General features: G+C 48.5%; 18 protein-coding genes. 9 read left to right on the top strand and 9 right to left on the bottom strand.

The genetic code is table 11. The features are described 5' to 3' along the window. Positions 1–27: 27 nt before the first annotated feature. Positions 28–966, bottom strand: coding sequence for a nicotinic acid mononucleotide adenyltransferase (locus IEV19_RS08985; protein WP_188370318.1), 939 nt, complete (start codon positions 964–966; stop codon positions 28–30). Between the two features lie 126 nt (positions 967–1092). On the opposite strand from IEV19_RS08985, the gene IEV19_RS08980 reads away from it, so the two are divergent. Next, entirely contained in the window at positions 1093–2094 is a 1002-nt protein-coding gene (locus IEV19_RS08980) for an NAD(P)H-dependent glycerol-3-phosphate dehydrogenase (protein ID WP_188370317.1), read from the top strand. A gap of 8 nt (positions 2095–2102) precedes the next feature. Here IEV19_RS08980 and IEV19_RS08975 read toward each other — a convergent pair whose 3' ends face one another. From IEV19_RS08975 to IEV19_RS08965, 3 genes are all read right to left on the bottom strand, one after another. Beyond that, a complete protein-coding gene (locus IEV19_RS08975; RefSeq protein ID WP_188370316.1) occupies positions 2103–3773 on the bottom strand; it encodes a glycerol-3-phosphate dehydrogenase/oxidase in 1671 nt (556 codons plus the stop codon). Between the two features lie 80 nt (positions 3774–3853). Next, positions 3854–4174, bottom strand: coding sequence for an antibiotic biosynthesis monooxygenase family protein (locus IEV19_RS08970; protein ID WP_188370315.1), 321 nt, complete (start codon positions 4172–4174; stop codon positions 3854–3856). Continuing rightward, positions 4171–4527 (bottom strand): hypothetical protein, encoded by a 357-nt coding sequence (locus IEV19_RS08965; protein ID WP_188370314.1) that lies wholly within the window; start codon positions 4525–4527, stop codon positions 4171–4173. The genes IEV19_RS08970 and IEV19_RS08965 overlap by 4 nt, the downstream gene beginning before the upstream one ends. A gap of 89 nt (positions 4528–4616) precedes the next feature. On the opposite strand from IEV19_RS08965, the gene IEV19_RS08960 reads away from it, so the two are divergent. The 6 genes from IEV19_RS08960 (at position 4617) to IEV19_RS08935 (ending at position 9228) form a co-directional block, all read left to right on the top strand. Continuing rightward, the gene (locus IEV19_RS08960) at positions 4617–5141 is read left to right on the top strand and encodes a CvpA family protein (protein WP_188370313.1); all 525 of its coding nucleotides are present in this window, start codon (positions 4617–4619) and stop codon (positions 5139–5141) included. Between the two features lie 170 nt (positions 5142–5311). After that, a complete protein-coding gene (locus IEV19_RS08955) occupies positions 5312–5788 on the top strand; it encodes a CAP domain-containing protein (protein WP_188370312.1) in 477 nt (158 codons plus the stop codon). Positions 5789–5864: 76 nt separating this feature from the next. After that, a complete protein-coding gene (locus IEV19_RS08950; protein ID WP_188370311.1) occupies positions 5865–6410 on the top strand; it encodes a 3-hydroxyanthranilate 3,4-dioxygenase in 546 nt (181 codons plus the stop codon). Between the two features lie 9 nt (positions 6411–6419). Beyond that, positions 6420–6779, top strand: coding sequence for a DUF1304 domain-containing protein (locus IEV19_RS08945; RefSeq protein WP_188370310.1), 360 nt, complete (start codon positions 6420–6422; stop codon positions 6777–6779). Between the two features lie 102 nt (positions 6780–6881). Continuing rightward, positions 6882–8435 carry an L-piperidine-6-carboxylate dehydrogenase gene (gene amaB, locus IEV19_RS08940; protein ID WP_188370309.1) on the top strand — a complete coding sequence of 518 codons (1554 nt, stop codon included), beginning with the start codon at positions 6882–6884 and terminating at the stop codon, positions 8433–8435. Between the two features lie 268 nt (positions 8436–8703). Continuing rightward, positions 8704–9228, top strand: coding sequence for a hypothetical protein (locus tag IEV19_RS08935; RefSeq protein ID WP_188370308.1), 525 nt, complete (start codon positions 8704–8706; stop codon positions 9226–9228). 25 nt (positions 9229–9253) lie between these two features. Here IEV19_RS08935 and IEV19_RS08930 read toward each other — a convergent pair whose 3' ends face one another. Next, a complete protein-coding gene (locus IEV19_RS08930; RefSeq protein ID WP_188370307.1) occupies positions 9254–10243 on the bottom strand; it encodes an acyl-ACP desaturase in 990 nt (329 codons plus the stop codon). Positions 10244–10307: 64 nt separating this feature from the next. Beyond that, positions 10308–11033: a metallophosphoesterase family protein gene (locus tag IEV19_RS08925; protein WP_188370306.1), complete on the bottom strand. Its 726-nt coding sequence runs from the start codon at positions 11031–11033 to the stop codon at positions 10308–10310. Positions 11034–11189: 156 nt separating this feature from the next. Between IEV19_RS08925 and IEV19_RS08920 the strand changes: the two genes are divergently transcribed. Further along, the gene (locus IEV19_RS08920; protein WP_188370305.1) at positions 11190–12146 is read left to right on the top strand and encodes a carbohydrate kinase family protein; all 957 of its coding nucleotides are present in this window, start codon (positions 11190–11192) and stop codon (positions 12144–12146) included. Further along, positions 12143–14083 (top strand): amylosucrase, encoded by a 1941-nt coding sequence (locus IEV19_RS08915; RefSeq protein ID WP_188370304.1) that lies wholly within the window; start codon positions 12143–12145, stop codon positions 14081–14083. The genes IEV19_RS08920 and IEV19_RS08915 overlap by 4 nt, the downstream gene beginning before the upstream one ends. Here IEV19_RS08915 and IEV19_RS08910 read toward each other — a convergent pair. Genes IEV19_RS08910 through IEV19_RS08900 form a run of 3 tightly spaced genes read right to left on the bottom strand, consistent with a single transcriptional unit; the run spans position 14080 to position 16861 of the window. Then, a complete protein-coding gene (locus IEV19_RS08910) occupies positions 14080–15216 on the bottom strand; it encodes an ATP-binding protein (RefSeq protein WP_188370303.1) in 1137 nt (378 codons plus the stop codon). The two genes, IEV19_RS08915 and IEV19_RS08910, sit on opposite strands and share 4 nt — an antisense overlap. Then, on the bottom strand, positions 15213–15977 hold the full coding sequence (locus tag IEV19_RS08905) for an SDR family oxidoreductase (protein ID WP_188370302.1): 765 nt from the start codon (positions 15975–15977) through the stop codon (positions 15213–15215). The genes IEV19_RS08910 and IEV19_RS08905 overlap by 4 nt, the downstream gene beginning before the upstream one ends. An 8-nt stretch (positions 15978–15985) precedes the next feature. Further along, positions 15986–16861: an aldo/keto reductase gene (locus IEV19_RS08900; RefSeq protein ID WP_188370301.1), complete on the bottom strand. Its 876-nt coding sequence runs from the start codon at positions 16859–16861 to the stop codon at positions 15986–15988. Positions 16862–16931: the final 70 nt, after the last annotated feature.

The following is a 16931-nucleotide window of genomic DNA, read 5'->3' as shown; positions in this document are numbered from 1 at the left end:
ACCAACCAAAAAAATTATGCCTTTATTCTATCCCTTAGAGAAGGGCTTTCTTTTCCGTTTTACATCCATGGTAGGATGATCGCTCTTCTTGCGTTTCCTCGTCTCGGAATTTTCCCCGGATTTCAGGTATTGTATATACCCCCTTCCGGTGAACTCATAGACCGTACCGCTATCGGGATGGTACAACTCTACGGTCCTGTCATCAATAACGTACAACTCAAAATAATCATTGCCCATAAAGGTGTAGTCCAGTGTTAAAGTTTTGAGCGTTTCATCGTTTTGTACGTTGTAGATCTCATAAAACCCTTCATAATCCCACACGATATTGGGTATAGGAGTTCCCACAGGGTCAACAGACGACCTGAATCGCGTACCCGTTCCACCCTGATAGAACTGCAGGAAGTTCTCTTCGTCGAATTCATTGAGGTAGCCTGTCTCGCTCGCATAGGTCTTCTCCCAAACCTCATATTCCTGAAGCAGCAGCTCTATATTCTCATAGAACAGACGGTCGTAGTCAAATCCTGATCGCTGGTAGCCGTCCAGAAAGTAGGAAGTATTAGATCGCCTGTTGTACAGTTCAAGGGTTCTTCCGTTGATATTGTATACCTCAAAGCTCCAGATCCCATCCACATCGTGGTCGATCTCCAAAATTCCCCCACCGGCGTCGTAATACCCGACCCGTATCCCGAGGCCGTTACCGGTTTTGCCGATTCCGGACAGATTGTTATTGGCATACAACAGCCCGCTGACAAATGAAAGGGTAAAGGCCCTTTGCAAAAAGGGTACCTCTCCCAGGCCCTGGGTAGATTCTATATCGACATACCAGAGATCATATGCATGCAGGACCTGCCTGGTTTGCACAGGAACTTCATCGACAATGACATCGTCTACAATGACCTCGGTATAACAACTGCCCAAGGTCAGCATGGCTATTACAGCTAAACTAAGGAGGGTAATTTTTTTCATGATACTCGGTATTTTGATTCTCACTTAAGGGTAAACAAGCATCATGCCATTTGTAGTATACTTCTGATTTTCAATATTTTAGTGGCTACTTGATTTTAATTATTTTTGCCCCACGAAGGAAAGAATATGAAAAAACAAATGCGATTTGCAGTTCTGGGAGGAGGAAGCTGGGCGACAGCCCTGGTAAAAATGCTGACAAAGAATCTTACCAAGGTTACCTGGTATATGAGGAATACGGAAGCCATCGAATTTATCAAGACCAACAAGCACAATCCAAATTACCTCACTTCGGTAGAATTCAGGGTATCCCAACTCAACCTCACAGACCAGATCGATGTCGCCGTGAAAAGTGCTGATGTACTAATCTTCGCCATTCCATCGGCCTTTCTGGAAAGCGAATTGCAAAAGCTCTCAGTATCCTTGAAGGACAAGATCATTTTTAGTGCGATCAAGGGGATCGTACCTGAGACCGGAAAGATCGTGGGGGAACATTTCCATGACAAATACGATATTCCCTATAAAAATATCGGAGTGATCACCGGCCCATGCCACGCAGAGGAGGTAGCCCTGGACAGACTCTCCTACCTTACCCTGGCCTGTGCAGACAAGGACAAGGCCAAGCTGGTCGCTTCCGTTTTAAAGAGTGAATCCATAAAGACCAAGATCTCCGATGACATCATCGGCACAGAGTACGCAGCTATGCTAAAGAACATCTACGCTCTGGCGGCAGGGATCGCACACGGACTGGGCTATGGGGACAATTTTCAGAGCGTCCTGATGAGCAACGCCATACGGGAGATGAAAAGGTATATCAAGAGGGTACACAAGATGAAGAGGAATATCAACAATTCTGCCTACCTGGGCGACCTGCTGGTAACCGGGTATTCTACCTTCAGCCGGAATCGAATGTTCGGCAACATGATCGGGAAGGGGTATACCGTGAAAAGCGCAATGATGGAAATGAACATGGTCGCGGAAGGTTATTACGCCACCAAAAGCGCTTACGAGCAAAAAAATGCATTTAAGAGTAAGGTACGAACACCTATTATCGACACGGTCTATAGAATCCTCTACGAAAATGAAAACGCCAGGAAAAATTTCAAGGCCCTGGCAGACCGTATGGATTAACACGAATTCTATTTATCCTTGTCAAGAGAGAAATGGGAATGGGATTTTAGTTCGGCCATCAATTCTTCCGTCCACGCTGCTGTCGTGCCTTTATCAGCCTTAAAGATCTTGCTCAATTCAGTAATAACGGCATCCATATGCTCCCTCACGCTGTGGATATCGAAATACAGCCGACCCGTTCGCCTGACAAAAAAATCGAGAGGCGACTGTACCATTTCGTGGGCCACTGTGAACTCGAGTTCGGAAAGGATCATACGTACAGCTGCCTCTTCCTCCTTCCTCTTTGCGAAGCGATCCAGGATATCCTCTGTCTGTTTCCCGTAATTGGTGACGAGGTACCAGGCGTCGTATTTTGAGAAGCCCTGCGGTTTTAATCGTTCGTGTATCTTGTCAATATATTTTTTTACCTCCTTGTAGTTCTTAAAGTCGTTGCCGCAGAGCGGGATGGTATCTGTGGTGCATTCCGGTAGTTTCTCACCGCCTTCTTCTTCAAGTCTCCTGCTGATCCTGTTAACTGCACGTTCCGCCATTTTCCGGTAGCCGGTCAGTTTCCCTCCTGCAATGCTGATCAGGCCGCTGTCTGAGGTAAAGATCTCGTCCTTACGGGAGAGTTCAGAAGCTGATTTCCCTTCCTCGTGGATCAGGGGGCGAAGGCCTGCCCAGGAGGATTCAATGTCATCCATCTCCAGTTCGATCTCAGGGAACATATTATTCACTGCAGCGATCAGGTAGATCGCATCTGCCAGGTCTGTCTCCACTTTATCTTTGTCCGAATTGTAGTTGGTGTCCGTAGTCCCTACATAGGTGACCTTGCCCCTGGGGATGGCAAAGATCATACGGCCATCGGGCACGTCGAAGTATACGGACTGTTTTACCGGCAGTTTTTTATGGGGAAAGACCAGGTGAACACCCTTGGTAAGGTGGAGGCGTTTCCCTTTTTTGCTGTGGTTGATCCCCCGGAGTTCATCTACCCAGGGTCCGGCTGCGTTGATCACATACTTCGCGTTGACCCTATGGGATTCGCCAGAGATCACATCCCTGAAAATCACCCCGCTGACCGTTTTATCCTTGTAAAGAAATTCTGTGACCTCCGCATAATTGAGGGCCCCGGCTCCATATTTCAGGCTGGTCTTTATATTTTCCAGGGTGAGTCTGGCGTCATCGGTACGATATTCGGCATAATACCCGGCCCCTTTAACCTTCTTTTTAGGCAGGAGGGGTTCGAGGGCCATGGCCTCTTTCTTCTCAAGCATCTTCCTCTTGTCATCCCCACCTACCTGGGCCAGGATATCATAAACCTTCAAACCGACAGAGGTCAGCCATTTTCCATAAGACCCCCCTTCAATGAGAGGGAGCAACATCTTCTCGGGAAGCACCAGATGTGGGGCCAGTTTGTGGACAATAGCCCTTTCTGAGCCCACCTCTTTGACGAGCCAGAAATCAAACTGCTTGAGATATCGAAGTCCGCCGTGAATCAGTTTGGTGGATTTGCTGCTGGTTCCTGAGGCAAAATCCCCTTTTTCCAACAGGAGTACTTTCAAGCCTCGGGAGGCGGCATCAAGGGCGATCCCACCCCCGGTTATCCCTCCCCCTATCACAACGAGGTCGAATTCGGTGGAATCAATCTCAGCCAGCGTCTTCTTTCTGTCCAGGTTGGAAAAGGAGGGGGTTTGTGACATATAGAAATAATTATAATTATCGGGTCCCCTAAGGTAAGGGCAGAAGACAGGAGGACAAAATCCTATAGTTTAAGGTATTGTTATTCTTCAGGTCTTTTGCTAAAAGAATATTCCCTTTCAACCTTGCAGATCCTGAGGGTATAATGCTCGTACCACATTTCCTTACCGAGTCTTTGCGCCTCCAGGTGTTCTGCCTGTTCTTTCCACCGCGTAATATCCTCCAGGCTTTCCCAGTAGCTCACAGTGATCCCCACCTCATCTCTTGCGGTTTCAAAACCCAGGAATCCGGGTTGCACCCTGGCCAGGGCTTCCATCCTTTCGGCCATCTCTGTGTATCCCCTGTCTCCCTCCGTCCTCAAAGAGGAAAATATCACTGCGTAATAGGGGATGAAACTCTTCATATCATATAGTTCTTTTCGAGAAAATAGGTGACAATGGCCTCTTTCATGAGTACGGATTGCTCTCCCGGTTTCAGAGGGGGCAAGGCCTCTTTCACTTTATAATGGGGCCATCCATCCTCATCGAAGTATTCGAATTCATAATACCCATAGGGCTCCAGCAACCGGCAGATGGCGATATGCATGAGGTTGATCTTTTCGTCTTTCTTAAAGGTCCGGTGATACTGCCCAAGCTCCTGCACCCCTATCAGGTAAATGATACCGTCCAGTTCCAGGGGATCTCCGTCCGAGAACTGTAAAGACAGCTTCTCTACCAAAAGGTCCCAACGTCTCTTTAGCTCTTCGTCCCTGGCCATGATATCCCTGTTTTAAAACTGGTCTTGCAGATTTTTTCAAAACCCAAAGGTACAAATCAATGTCCTATATTTGTGTAAACCACCCTTCCGTGAATTTCATTGATATCGTTTTGGGTCTGTTGTTGCTTTACGGCCTGTTCAAAGGGGTTAAGAACGGCCTGGTAGTCGAGATCGCCTCTATCCTCGCCCTGGTCGCCGGACTCTATGGGGCTATCCATTTTTCCTACATAGTGGGTGATTACCTGGCCGAGCATTTTAATTGGAACGAACGGATCATGAGCCTGATCTCATTTATCATCACCTTCTTTATCATAGTGACGGTGGTGGTCCTGGCGGCCCGACTCCTGACCAAGATAGCCGAACTGGCCCTGCTGGGCCTTCTCAATAAGATCGCAGGAGGCGTCTTTGGTTTGTTGAAGGTGGGTATCATCCTTGGGGCCCTTCTGATCTTTCTGGAAAGTGTGAACAAGAATTTAGGGTTCATCGACGAGGATGTAAAAGGGGAATCAGTCCTTTACGAACCCCTAAGGAATCTCGGCGACCTGGTCTTTAGTGCTGTGATCAAAAAAGATACGGATGCACCTGAACAGGTAAATGAAAATGTTCATTTCTGATCCACACATTCCACTTAATCTGGACAGCCGAGAAAGTACTTTTATGCATTTCGTCGAATTTATTAGACGAATAAACCCATCCTTGGATCCTTTTTAGTATACTTACTCTCTTCTTTTGCGAAAGAGAAAAGTCCCCAACTTCTTCCCTACCTACTTGCGAGGAACACTATATGAGAAGAAGTCTGTCTGTTTTTTTCTGGGCAATGGTCCTGTGTTTTGGGGTATCCTGTTCCAAGGAGAACCTTGACGACCCTGTTATTCCGGTGGCATTAAACGCTGTGGAAGTCGAGCAGGAATTGCTTTATATCGTCAATGAACACAGGATATCCAAGGGAGAACAACCCCTTGAATTCAGCGCTCTGGCCTATGACTATGCGAATCAGCATACGGATTACATGGTATCCAAGGGAACTATCAGTCACGATAATTTCAGCGCGCGGGCTTCCAAAATAGCCGCAGAGACCAATGCCAAGGAGATCGCAGAGAATGTTGCGATGGATTATCCCAGCGCGGCTGAGGCATTTCAGGGGTGGTTGCAAAGCCCTAATCACCGAAGCACCATGGAGTCTGATTACACCTTTACCGCCATCAGCGTGAAAAAAGGATCAGACGGTACCCTCTTCTACACCCAGATCTTCTACAAGTAATCCCGGTTTAAACCCCTCTTTTTGTTATTTTTGAATGAATGCAACTCCGGCCCGGAGTTATAATTTCTACTGTTCGATGGCTATTAAACCCCCTTTTAATCTCACCCGGTGGATAGAGGATAACCGGGATACTCTGAAACCTCCAGTAGGCAATAAAAATCTCTACAAAGACGCCGGGGACTATATCGTGATGGTAGTGGCAGGCCCTAATGCGAGAAAGGATTACCACTACAACGAGACGGAAGAACTCTTCTACCAGCTCGAGGGAACTATTGAGGTTCATATCCAGGAAGACGGACAAAAGAAAACCATGAAACTAGGACCGGGAGACATGTACCTGCATCCTGCAGGAGTACCTCACTCCCCAGTACGACACAAAGGGTCCATCGGACTGGTCATCGAACGCAAAAGGGCAGACCTGGGGGCCAAAGACGGTCTTTTATGGTTCTGTGACAATTGCAACCACAAGCTGTACGAAGCCTATTTCCCTCTGGAAGACATCGAGAAGGATTTTCTCAAACACTTTAAACACTTCTATGGATCTGAGGAACTCCGCACCTGTTCAGAATGCGGGCAGGTGATGGAAACGGATCCCAGGTTTGTCGCAGACGATCAGGAATAACATCGTATTATGAGAACAGCCACAGAAATCCTGATCGGACTTATCGCAGTGATGCACCTCTACTTCCTGTGGCTTGAAATGTTTGCCTGGACCAGCAGAGGGCCGAAGGTCTTCCGCGGATTTCCACGGGAACTGTTTGAACCCACAAAAACCCTTGCGGCCAATCAGGGGCTGTACAATGGTTTTCTTTCAGCAGGGTTGATCTGGACGTTTTTCATTCAGGATCACCACTGGAAGATCTACATTTCCATCTTTTTTCTCACCTGTGTCCTGATCGCCGGTATTTTCGGGGCGGTAACTGCATCGAGAAAGATCTTCTTCATCCAGGGATTACCGGCCCTGATCGCCCTTGTCCTTCTTCATCTTTAAAAGGGAGCTGGGATTGCGAACTGTATCTTCGGTAGCACGCTGAGATGTTTATTATTTGTAGCTTTGCACGATAACGATCTATACAAATTAAAAACGAGATATATGGCAACGGCAACTGTTGATTCAGGAATCCAAGACACCCTGAAAGCACTGCAAATCAAAGAGGTCAATGAAGGCACCTCCACGGGATCAAAGTTCTTTTCTTCCGGGGAGATAATCGATTCTTACTCCCCGGCAGACGGGACCCTGATCGCCAGGGTGAAATCGACCACCCGGGAAGACTACGAGGAAGTCATGGCGAAAGCTTCTGAAGCTTTCAAGACATGGCGATTAAAACCTGCCCCACAGAGGGGGGAAATCGTCCGCCAGTTCGGACAGCGCCTGAGGGAGTTAAAAGAACCCCTGGGAAAACTTGTTTCCTATGAGATGGGTAAATCCTATCAGGAAGGCCTGGGCGAGGTACAGGAAATGATTGATATCTGTGATTTTGCGGTGGGGCTTTCCCGCCAGCTACATGGCCTTACCATGCATTCGGAAAGACCCGGCCACAGGATGTACGAGCAATACCACCCACTGGGAGTAGTGGGGATCATTTCCGCCTTTAATTTCCCCGTAGCCGTTTGGGCCTGGAATACAGCACTTGCATGGGTTTGTGGGGACGTATGTGTCTGGAAGCCTTCTGAAAAGACCCCTTTGTGCGGTATCGCATGCCAGCACATTATCGCGGATGTACTTGAGGAGAACGGGTTGCCGGAGGGTATCTCCTGCCTGATCAACGGGGATTACAGAGTGGGGGAATTTATGACCCAAGACAAGCGTATCCCCCTGGTCTCCGCCACCGGTTCTATCCGGATGGGGAAGATCGTGGCCCAGGCGGTAGCGAGCAGATTGGGCAAGTCCCTGCTGGAACTCGGAGGTAATAACGCCATCATCGTCACTCCGAACGCAGATATAAAAATGACAGTGATCGGAGCTGTGTTTGGAGCCGTGGGTACTGCAGGCCAGCGTTGTACGTCAACCCGAAGGTTAATCGTACACGAGTCTGTCTATGAAAAAGTCAAGGAAGCCCTCATAGCAGCTTATGGTCAGTTGAAAATCGGTAATCCTCTGGATGAATCTAACCACGTAGGTCCGCTTATCGACAAGGACGCTGTGAAGATGTACGAGAGCGCACTGGAACAAGTGGTTGCCCAGGGAGGAAAGATTCTGGTTGAAGGCGGCGTACTCAAGGGAGAGGGTTATGAAAGCGGCTGTTATGTAAAACCGGCCATCGCAGAAGCGAAAAACACTTTTGAGATCGTTCAGCACGAGACCTTTGCTCCCATCCTCTACCTGATTCCTTACTCCGGGGAGGTAGAAAATGCCATTGCCTTGCAGAACGGAGTGGTCCAGGGGCTGTCTTCAGCCATCATGACCAGGGATCTGAGGGAAGCAGAAAAGTTCCTGTCAGCTGCGGGAAGCGACTGTGGGATAGCCAATGTCAATATCGGGACATCAGGGGCTGAGATCGGAGGCGCATTCGGCGGGGAGAAAGAAACCGGCGGTGGACGGGAATCGGGTTCGGATGCCTGGAAGATCTATATGAGAAGGCAGACCAACACCATCAATTACACCACAGAGCTACCCCTGGCACAGGGAATCAAATTCGATCTGTAAACTTTTATCGAAGAATAGGTTACACAGGCCGTATCTGAGTTTCAGGTACGGCTTTTTTTAATATCTTGTAATGAGATTTAACTAACCACTACAAGAATGTCCAGGAAAACCACGAACATCCTGGGGTTGATCATAACCCTGCTCGCCGGCATCTATTTCTTTGTCATGTATTGCGGCCAATGTTCATAAAAAAGCTCTTCTTTGCGAGATCCTTTTTGTTCTCTTTGTCACCGGTTTGGTTAAATCCCTTTAAACAACATCATATCCCATGGAGTTAGAATACATGAATATCTGGTGCTGGCTGATCCCGTTAAGTGTCGGCCTTATCTGCGGTTTTTTCGGCTACCTCATAGGAAGGGGAGCAGATCCGGTAGTCGACTATAAAGCCGAGATAAAAAAGCTGAAACAGGAAACTGATAAAGCAAAGGCTGATCTGGAGAAGTGCAGGCATAAACTCGACGCAGGTTCGTCCCTAAACCACGATGACTACCAGGGATTTGACGCTGCTGAAGCCCGTAAGATCATGGGCAAGGCTGTAAAACTGAATGACCTGACCTTAATCGAAGGGATAGGTCCCAAGATTCGGAGCCTGTTCCACAATTACGAGATCAAAACCTGGAGGAACCTTGCCGAGACCTCCGTAGCCAAATGCCAGGAGGTTCTCGATTCCGGAGGTGACCGGTTCAGGGTTCACGATCCCGCCTCATGGCCGATGCAGGCGAGAATGGCTGCCGAGGGAAAATGGAAGGAACTGGCCAGGTGGCAGGAGGAACACAAACACGGTAAACTATAGGCGTCCTTGAACTTCTGATCCCTTTTTACAGGGTACCATTGGCCTGAATCCAACTAAATCGATACCGGTCTTCAGGATATCGCATCCGAGTTGCGATTCTCTCCAGCCTGTCCGGAAGGTTCATCAGGTAATCCCTGGCCTTCTCCGCTTCGGCACTCAGGCTCCTGAGAGAACCGATTTCCCAGTAGGTGTTCAGTTTTTTGAGTATGTCGATGTAGTCCATGGCCGTATAAACCCCAAGTCTTTGAGCACAAATGGAAAAATTCTCAAAGGCCGCACCAATCATCCCTCCGGATTCGCGCAGGAAGTGGGCCGGCATGACAATTTTTTTCTTCATCATTTCGGCAAAGGCGAGGACCATTCCATCAGGGTCGTGCCCCAGTATGGTCTTCACGAATTCGCGATAGGCAAGATGATGCCTCATCTCGTCTCCTGCGATGATCCCGCACATCTTCCCCAACAGGATATTGCCTTTCTTCCTGGCCAGTTTACCGACGCGTTTATGGGAGATGTTGGTAGCCAATTCCTGGAAAGTGGTATAGACGAAATTCTTATAGGGATCCCTGTCGGTCCCTATGTCGAACCCGTCAGAAATGAGATATTGCGTGGAGATCTCAACCTCCCGCATGTTTACCCTTCCGGATAGGTAAAGGTATTTATTCAGCACGTCCCCATGTCTGTTCTCTTCTGCCGTCCAGGCCCTGACCCATCGGGACCAACCATTGTTTTTTCCCTCGTGCTGATTGATTCCTTCCACGTCCATAAGCCATGACTCATAAGTAGGAAGAGCTTCTTCGGTAATGGTATCAGCCACAAGAGTTACCCAGAAATCATATCCCAGTTCCTGGGCCTCACCTCGGAGCTGTTCCACTTCGTCCATAAAATTCTCCGATTCAGAATTCGGCAATAAATCGGTGGGTTGCCAAATCTCATCCGGCGGTATAAGGAATTCATTCATATAGCCGTCGATCATGGGTTCGATGGCTTCCATTACTTCCAATCTGATATTCTTCATTCTTAGCAATTTCTACAAAGGACGAGATTTATTAAGGGAAAAATTATTAAAGAAATACCAAAATTTAGTTGCGCCCATTTTCCCCGGGGTAGAAAGAGTATACGGGATCGCTTTGCCAAAATTCCTTGGTATCGGCATCCATTACGGTAAGGGGCCCTTTGTAGGCAGCAGCCGTATCGATATTCCACACATTGGCTGCCCGGTGTGGAACTGACTTGCCAATCTTGCTCAAGGGGGTATGCCCTATAAAGATCTCTGAATAATGGAGAAGCCGCTTGGGGTAATAAATGCTGTCTCTGGGAATAGAAGGATCAAGTGACAAGGCGAGCTCCCACAGGGTCCTGTCCCAATAAAAGGTCTTGGTGAAGTATTCGTGCTCTACTCCTTTTAAATTCGTAAAGCCTGCATGGAGGTAAAGCCGGTTCTGCTCATCCAGATAGTAATTGCTCAGGGCCTTGTAAAAGGGAATGTGGGCATCCTTGATCTCTTTTCCTGCCTTTTCGTAAGAATCAATTGTGGCCTGTCCGCCGTTCGCTAACCACAAAGGGTTGTATTCCCCGGTTTCAAGCCAGCGATAACAGAGGTCGTCGTGATTGCCCCTGAGGAACACACAGGGATGCTTTTCCTGAAGCTCAATCAGGTAGTCTACGGTCTCGACAGCCTCACTCCAGCCATCGACGTAATCCCCCAAAAAAATAAGCAGGTCGTCCTGTTTTGCCCCTGCTCTTTCCAACACCTGCGGAAGTGCTTTAACTCCGGCGTGTATATCCCCTACAACCAATGTTCTCATGGTACAAAATTCGAAATTTCTACTTGTTAGCCCATAGTGCCGGATGAAATATTTTGTGCATAGACCAGAACCGTATAGGAATTCTCCTGTCTCAAGTTTAAAATCCGCCTATAATTTCCTATACTTGATCCTCATTATTTCAGACAGGTACCGCTCATGCCATCGAAGAAGGTTTTTTGTATTGGGGAGTTGCTGATCGATTTCGTCGCAGAAAATCAGGGGGCCGACCTTACAAAGGCTGTCCATTTTACAAAGAAAGCCGGTGGGGCCCCGGCCAACGTGGCCTGTGCCATCTCTAAACTCGGTGGAAAAAGCGCTTTTATCGGTTGTGTAGGGGATGACCCATTCGGGACCTACCTGCTTAACACCCTCGGCGCTTGCTACGTAGACCTTTCCCTTGTACAACGATCCGATATTTTTACCACCCTCGCCTTTGTTTCCCTTGCCGAGGACGGGGAAAGGGATTTTGTCTTCTCGCGGGGGGCAGACAGGGAGCTCACTTATGACTCCTCCATCAAAACAGAATTCCGTGACCAGATGGTGCACCTGGGAGCTGCCACAGCCCTGCTTGGCGGGCCATTGGAGAAGGCCTATGGCCATTACCTCTTCGATGCCATCACCGAGAATGCCTTTATCAGTTTTGACCCCAATTATCGCGCCGACCTCTGGAAGGAGAATGAAAATACCTTTATCAAAAAATGCACGCCCTATATAGAGAAGTCCCACCTGTGTAAATTCAGCCTGGAAGAAGCCAGGATGCTGTCCGGAAAGTCAGGTCTGGAAGAAGCGAGTAATGCCCTTCATAAAATGGGAACGGCTATTGTCGCGATCACCATGGGTTCAGAAGGTACCTGGATCAGCACAAAAAATACACAGCGAACCATCCCAAGCATTCCCGTCACTCCGGTAGACACAACCGGGGCAGGTGATGCTTTTATAGGCTGCCTGCTCGAACAGATCAGCGAACTCAGCTCTCCTTCCGAACTCCTCGAAAATGATGAACTGCTGGTAAAGATGGTTGGAGTCGCCAATAAAGCCGGTGCCATCACCACCACCGGTTACGGGGCTATAGATTCCCTGCCGGAGAAAGATCAACTCAACAGTCTCCCATGAACCAGGCTTCGCTTCACAAAAAGCTGGCCACAAAAGAGTTACGGGATGTGGAGAAAGCTGATCCCCGAGCCCTCTTTGAACAACGGCTACAGACCAATCTTCCCCTTATATCAGACCTTTATAAATCCCTTTACCCCGACTCTGAACACGAACCACATTTCAAAAAGTTGCCTTCGCTCCTCAAGAGCCTTTTTGAGAAACGGCCGGAGGAACTGAAGGTTCGGGACCTGAAATTACTGAAGGAAGGCAACTGGTACCAGTCGCACAAACTCACCGGGATGCAACTCTATGTGGATCTCTTTAACGGCAACTTACAGGGGGTCCGTGAAAAGATCACGTATTTCAAAGAATTGGGGGTGAATCTCCTTCACCTGATGCCTATCACAACCAGGCCAAAGGGGGAGAATGACGGGGGATATGCGGTCAACAGCTATACGGCGGTGGACCCCAGATTCGGCAACAGGAAATCACTGCTCGAACTTACAGCAGATCTACGGGAGCACGGGATGTACCTGATGCTCGACTTTGTGGTCAATCACACCTCGGATGAATATGCCTGGGCCAAGAAGGCTTTGAAGGGTGAGCAGAAATACCAGGATTATTACTACATGTTCCCTGACAGGACCGTTCCCGATGCTTTTGAGGCCACCCTGCCCGAGGTTTTTCCCGCTACCTCCCCTGGGAATTTCACCTTCAGACCGGAAATTTCAAAATGGGTGATGACCGTATTCAACTCCTACCAGTGGGACCTCAACTATACCAACCCCTGGGTATTCTCTGAAATGCTGGCTAACCTGGTCAACATGGTGAACAGCGGAGTAGATGTAGTTCGTTTCGATGCCCTGGCTTTCCTCTGGAAGGAGATCGGTACTATCTCCCAGAACCTGCCGGAAGCACATAAACTTATTTCCCTGTTTCGAATGTGCCTGCAGGTCATAGCCCCGGGTGTGATATTCCTGGCCGAAGCGATTGTATCCCCTCACGACATCGTCAAATACTTTGGTGAAGGGGAACTGGAAGGGAATGAATGCGATATCGCCTACAACGCCTCCCTCATGTCCCTGCTCTGGAATTCCATCGCTACAAAAAAGACGCTCCTCCTGCAGAAATCCCTGAAAAATGTACCCCAGAAACCCGATTCCTGTACCTGGATCAACTATTTGCGCTGCCATGATGATATCGGGCTGGGGCTGGATGACGGCTACATAGCACAACTCGGCCTTGATCCCTGGATGCACCGCAGGTTCCTGATCGATTATTACTGCCAGGGACTTGATTGGAGCCCGGCAGTGGGCTACAAGTTCATGGAGAATCCCGCTACGGGAGACAGCCGGATCACGGGTAGCTGTGCCTCACTCCTCGGCCTGGAAAAAGCGATACGAAAAGGAGATACTGCGGCTGTGGAGACTTCTATTGCGAAGATCCTGATGTTGTATGGTATTATACTTTCCTTTGGGGGTATTCCCTTCATCTATGCCGGTGATGAACTCGGAACCCTGAATGACTACTCCTATCTGGAGGATGTTCACAAGAGAAATGACAGTCGGTGGGTAAACCGACCCAGGCAAAACTGGGAGGCTGTGGGCCGACTAAGCGATCAGGATATCCCCTCTTCCAGGATCTTTGCCGGCTTGAAAAAAATGATCGCCCTCCGAAAGAGAACTTCCGTTTTTGCAGATCACAATAACCTCGAGGTCCACGATCCGGGGAATCCCCATCTGTTTGTCTTTGAACGGACCGGAAAAGGCAAACAGGGAGTCCTGGTTATCGCCAATTTCGATGAACATCCCCGGATCCTGGATGCTCATCTGCTCCTCAGCCTGGGATATCTGAACGAAGGCAAAGTGAAAGATCTTCTGAAGGGAGAAGAATGGAAACTGACGAGCGGACTCGTTGAGCTCAGGCCTTATGAACTTCTCTGGCTTTTCAGACCCTAACTGTACCTAACCTTCCGGAGGATTCTCTGAGATTCTTTAAAGTTGTTATACGTGGCCCTGTCCTTGCTTTTTACCAGGTGTTTCATAGTATCCATTTGTTCCCTTGCCTCTTCAAAACCATTGAGATAGCAGAGGAGATAGGTCGCAGGTGCCAGTTTCAGATCTTCGTTATCGGCCTTGGTAAGCCTTAGGTTCTTCTGCAGTTTTTGCAGCAGGATATTGTTGGTATTAAAAATATGGTAAAGCGTCTTCCGGTCGTAGCGGGGAGGCTCAAAGAGCAGTTCACTCTGGATCTGATAGGTTCCGTTGTCATTAAAGGTGATCCCAACCTCCTCAAGAGGATAATAGCGTTTCTCCCTTCCAAGACCTAAATGTACATATTCGGTGATGGCGAAGGTGTCTTCCGTGATCACGATCGAGATCTCGTCCAGGGCAGAATAGAACAGTTTAACCTGTTCGTTTATCAGTTCAATGTCTACCCGGGAATAATAGGTCTGGTTCTTGACCACCTTCTTGTTCCCCGCCCAGCAGATCACAAATTGCTCCTTGAAGACCTTGTAGCTGCTGCTCAGGTCCTTGTGGCGGTGGTTGATGAAGTCAATCACCCCGTCCAGAGTGAGTTCTATGTTGTTCCTCGCGTGTTGTTCAATGGTGGAGACGAGGTCTGAGTTGATATCCTTTAGTTCGATATCAAAAGCCTTGGGCATACTGATACTGCCCTCCCTGAAAAATACCGCACCCCCGTAGTACTTCCATATATTCTTTCTCAGGGCACACACCTTTCCGTTCGATTTGATGGTCACGAGGCCCACTACCTTTCCCTCCGGCAGGTGGGGAAATGGGATATTCTCGTAGGAGATCAGCGGAGGGTTATCCAGATAGGCGTTTACGAGGTTCTGGATCTTGCTGTCGTCGAAGAAGTCGACCCCGACGATCTTGTTATCCTCATCCTCCACTCCGATCACGATATACGAATTATTCCGGGGATTGCTGTTGGCCAGCGCACAGACGTGTTTCAGGAATTTGCCCTTCCCTTCCCGCTGTCCTATATCGATGAATCGCTTTTTGTCATAAAAACTATTTTCATCGTTATGGGCCAGCAGGTTTTTAACCAGAAGGCGTTTGTTGATCATGCTTTCTTTTTCACAATTGTGCTGCTGGCCTGGGCAGTGGGCATCACCACCAGGTCTGCAATGTTCACATGGTAGGGTCGGGTGACGACAAAGTAAATGATGTCTGCGATATCTTCAGGGGTTAAGGGTTGATATCCCTGATAGACCTTCTTCGCCCTTTCCAGGTCGCCTTTAAAGCGCACTTCGCTGAACTCGGTCTCCACCAGTCCAGGATTTACAGCCCCAACCCTGATCCCGTGTTCATTAAGGTCGATTCGCATCCCCTGATTGATGGCATCTACGGCGTGCTTACTTGCACAATACACGTTCCCGTTGGGATATACTTCCTTTCCGGCCGTCGATCCAATATTGATAATGTGACCGCTTTGCCTTGTGATCATCCCGGGCAGTATCGCCCTGGTGACATAGAGCAGTCCCTTGACGTTGATATCGATCATTGCATCCCAGTCGGCCAGATCCCCTTCCTGAATAGGATCCAACCCATGTGCATTGCCTGCATTGTTTACCAGAATATCTATTTGGGCAAAATCTTCGGGCAGCGACTCAATGGCTGTTTTTACTTCTTCTCTATCCCTGACATCGAAGTTGAGGGTGTGTACTTTTGTTTTGACTCCTAACTCCTTTTTAAGACTGTCGAGTTGGGCCTGCCTCCTCCCGCACAATACCAGCCTGATCCCATGTGAAGCAAAGAGTTGAGCGGTAGCTTTGCCAATCCCACTGGTAGCGCCGGTAATAAATGCTGTTTTATTATAAGTACTCATAGCTTTGGTTATGGGACTTCGTGACCTTGTGAAGCCTTCAATAGGATAAACCAGTCTTCCAGATCCATGGGGATCTCAGCAGCCTTCACGGAATCCGCGATACGGTCGGCGTTTGAGGTCCCTACCACCGGATAGATCTTAGCCGGGTGTTTCATCAACCAGGCCAGGATCAATTGATCTTCGGAGGCTGAATATTTGGATTTCATAGTTTCCAGGGCCTCCCTTATCCTCCGTGTCCTTTCATCATCCTCACGGAAATAAGAACCCAGGGGAGACCAGGCCATGGCCATTCTCTTGTGGGCTATACAATCGTCTAAAGTACCGTCATACATCACTCCTTCGGCCGTCAGGGAACACTCTACCTGGTTGGCCTCTACAGGAATGGCTGTTTCGAGCATGGCGATCTGAGATTGGGTAAAATTAGACACCCCGAACGAACGTATCTTCCCGCTTTTCAAGAGTTCCTCAGCGGCCCTGGCAATAGGTTCGGGATCCATGAGCGGACTGGGCCGGTGCAGCAACAAGAGGTCTACATATTCCGAACACAGTTTCTCCAGGGAGCGCTCTGCCGACCAGATGATATATTCTTTTGAATAATTATAGTGTTTTACTTTATTGTCCCTGGCCTGTGTCATATACTGAATCCCGCATTTGGTCACCAGTTGTATGTCATCCCTGCTGATATCACTCGATGCAAAAGCATTGCCGAACTCTTCTTCATTGCCGTATCCCCCGTAAATATCAGCATGATCAAAAGTGGTTACTCCCGTTTCGAGACATTGATTCATCAGGGTGATCATTTCCTGTTTGGACAATTTTTTCCCCCAGGCTCCCCAGGTCATCGTTCCCGCGATAATCCTGGAGAAATTTGTCAGTGTTTTCATAGGGTGGTGAAATTACTAAAAATCCCTTAAAAAGGTCATAAAACTTGGGGTTCCCGCAATTTTTAACCAA

The sequence above is a fragment of the Muriicola marianensis genome (genome assembly GCF_014638095.1).
Taxonomy (GTDB): Bacteria; Bacteroidota; Bacteroidia; order Flavobacteriales; family Flavobacteriaceae; genus Muriicola; species Muriicola marianensis.
Note: the sequence above shows the minus strand (reverse complement) of the source record. Positions and strands in the feature narration are given on the sequence as shown.

Coding starts and splice junctions, on each gene's coding strand:
- IEV19_RS08985 (WP_188370318.1), bottom strand. CDS start 966: ATGAAAAAAATTACCCTCCTTAGTTTAGCTGTAATAGCCATGCTGACC.
- IEV19_RS08980 (WP_188370317.1), top strand. CDS start 1,093: ATGAAAAAACAAATGCGATTTGCAGTTCTGGGAGGAGGAAGCTGGGCG.
- IEV19_RS08975 (WP_188370316.1), bottom strand. CDS start 3,773: ATGTCACAAACCCCCTCCTTTTCCAACCTGGACAGAAAGAAGACGCTG.
- IEV19_RS08970 (WP_188370315.1), bottom strand. CDS start 4,174: ATGAAGAGTTTCATCCCCTATTACGCAGTGATATTTTCCTCTTTGAGG.
- IEV19_RS08965 (WP_188370314.1), bottom strand. CDS start 4,527: ATGGCCAGGGACGAAGAGCTAAAGAGACGTTGGGACCTTTTGGTAGAG.
- IEV19_RS08955 (WP_188370312.1), top strand. CDS start 5,312: ATGAGAAGAAGTCTGTCTGTTTTTTTCTGGGCAATGGTCCTGTGTTTT.
- IEV19_RS08950 (WP_188370311.1), top strand. CDS start 5,865: ATGGCTATTAAACCCCCTTTTAATCTCACCCGGTGGATAGAGGATAAC.
- IEV19_RS08945 (WP_188370310.1), top strand. CDS start 6,420: ATGAGAACAGCCACAGAAATCCTGATCGGACTTATCGCAGTGATGCAC.
- amaB (WP_188370309.1), top strand. CDS start 6,882: ATGGCAACGGCAACTGTTGATTCAGGAATCCAAGACACCCTGAAAGCA.
- IEV19_RS08935 (WP_188370308.1), top strand. CDS start 8,704: ATGGAGTTAGAATACATGAATATCTGGTGCTGGCTGATCCCGTTAAGT.
- IEV19_RS08930 (WP_188370307.1), bottom strand. CDS start 10,243: ATGAAGAATATCAGATTGGAAGTAATGGAAGCCATCGAACCCATGATC.
- IEV19_RS08925 (WP_188370306.1), bottom strand. CDS start 11,033: ATGAGAACATTGGTTGTAGGGGATATACACGCCGGAGTTAAAGCACTT.
- IEV19_RS08920 (WP_188370305.1), top strand. CDS start 11,190: ATGCCATCGAAGAAGGTTTTTTGTATTGGGGAGTTGCTGATCGATTTC.
- IEV19_RS08915 (WP_188370304.1), top strand. CDS start 12,143: ATGAACCAGGCTTCGCTTCACAAAAAGCTGGCCACAAAAGAGTTACGG.
- IEV19_RS08910 (WP_188370303.1), bottom strand. CDS start 15,216: ATGATCAACAAACGCCTTCTGGTTAAAAACCTGCTGGCCCATAACGAT.
- IEV19_RS08905 (WP_188370302.1), bottom strand. CDS start 15,977: ATGAGTACTTATAATAAAACAGCATTTATTACCGGCGCTACCAGTGGG.
- IEV19_RS08900 (WP_188370301.1), bottom strand. CDS start 16,861: ATGAAAACACTGACAAATTTCTCCAGGATTATCGCGGGAACGATGACC.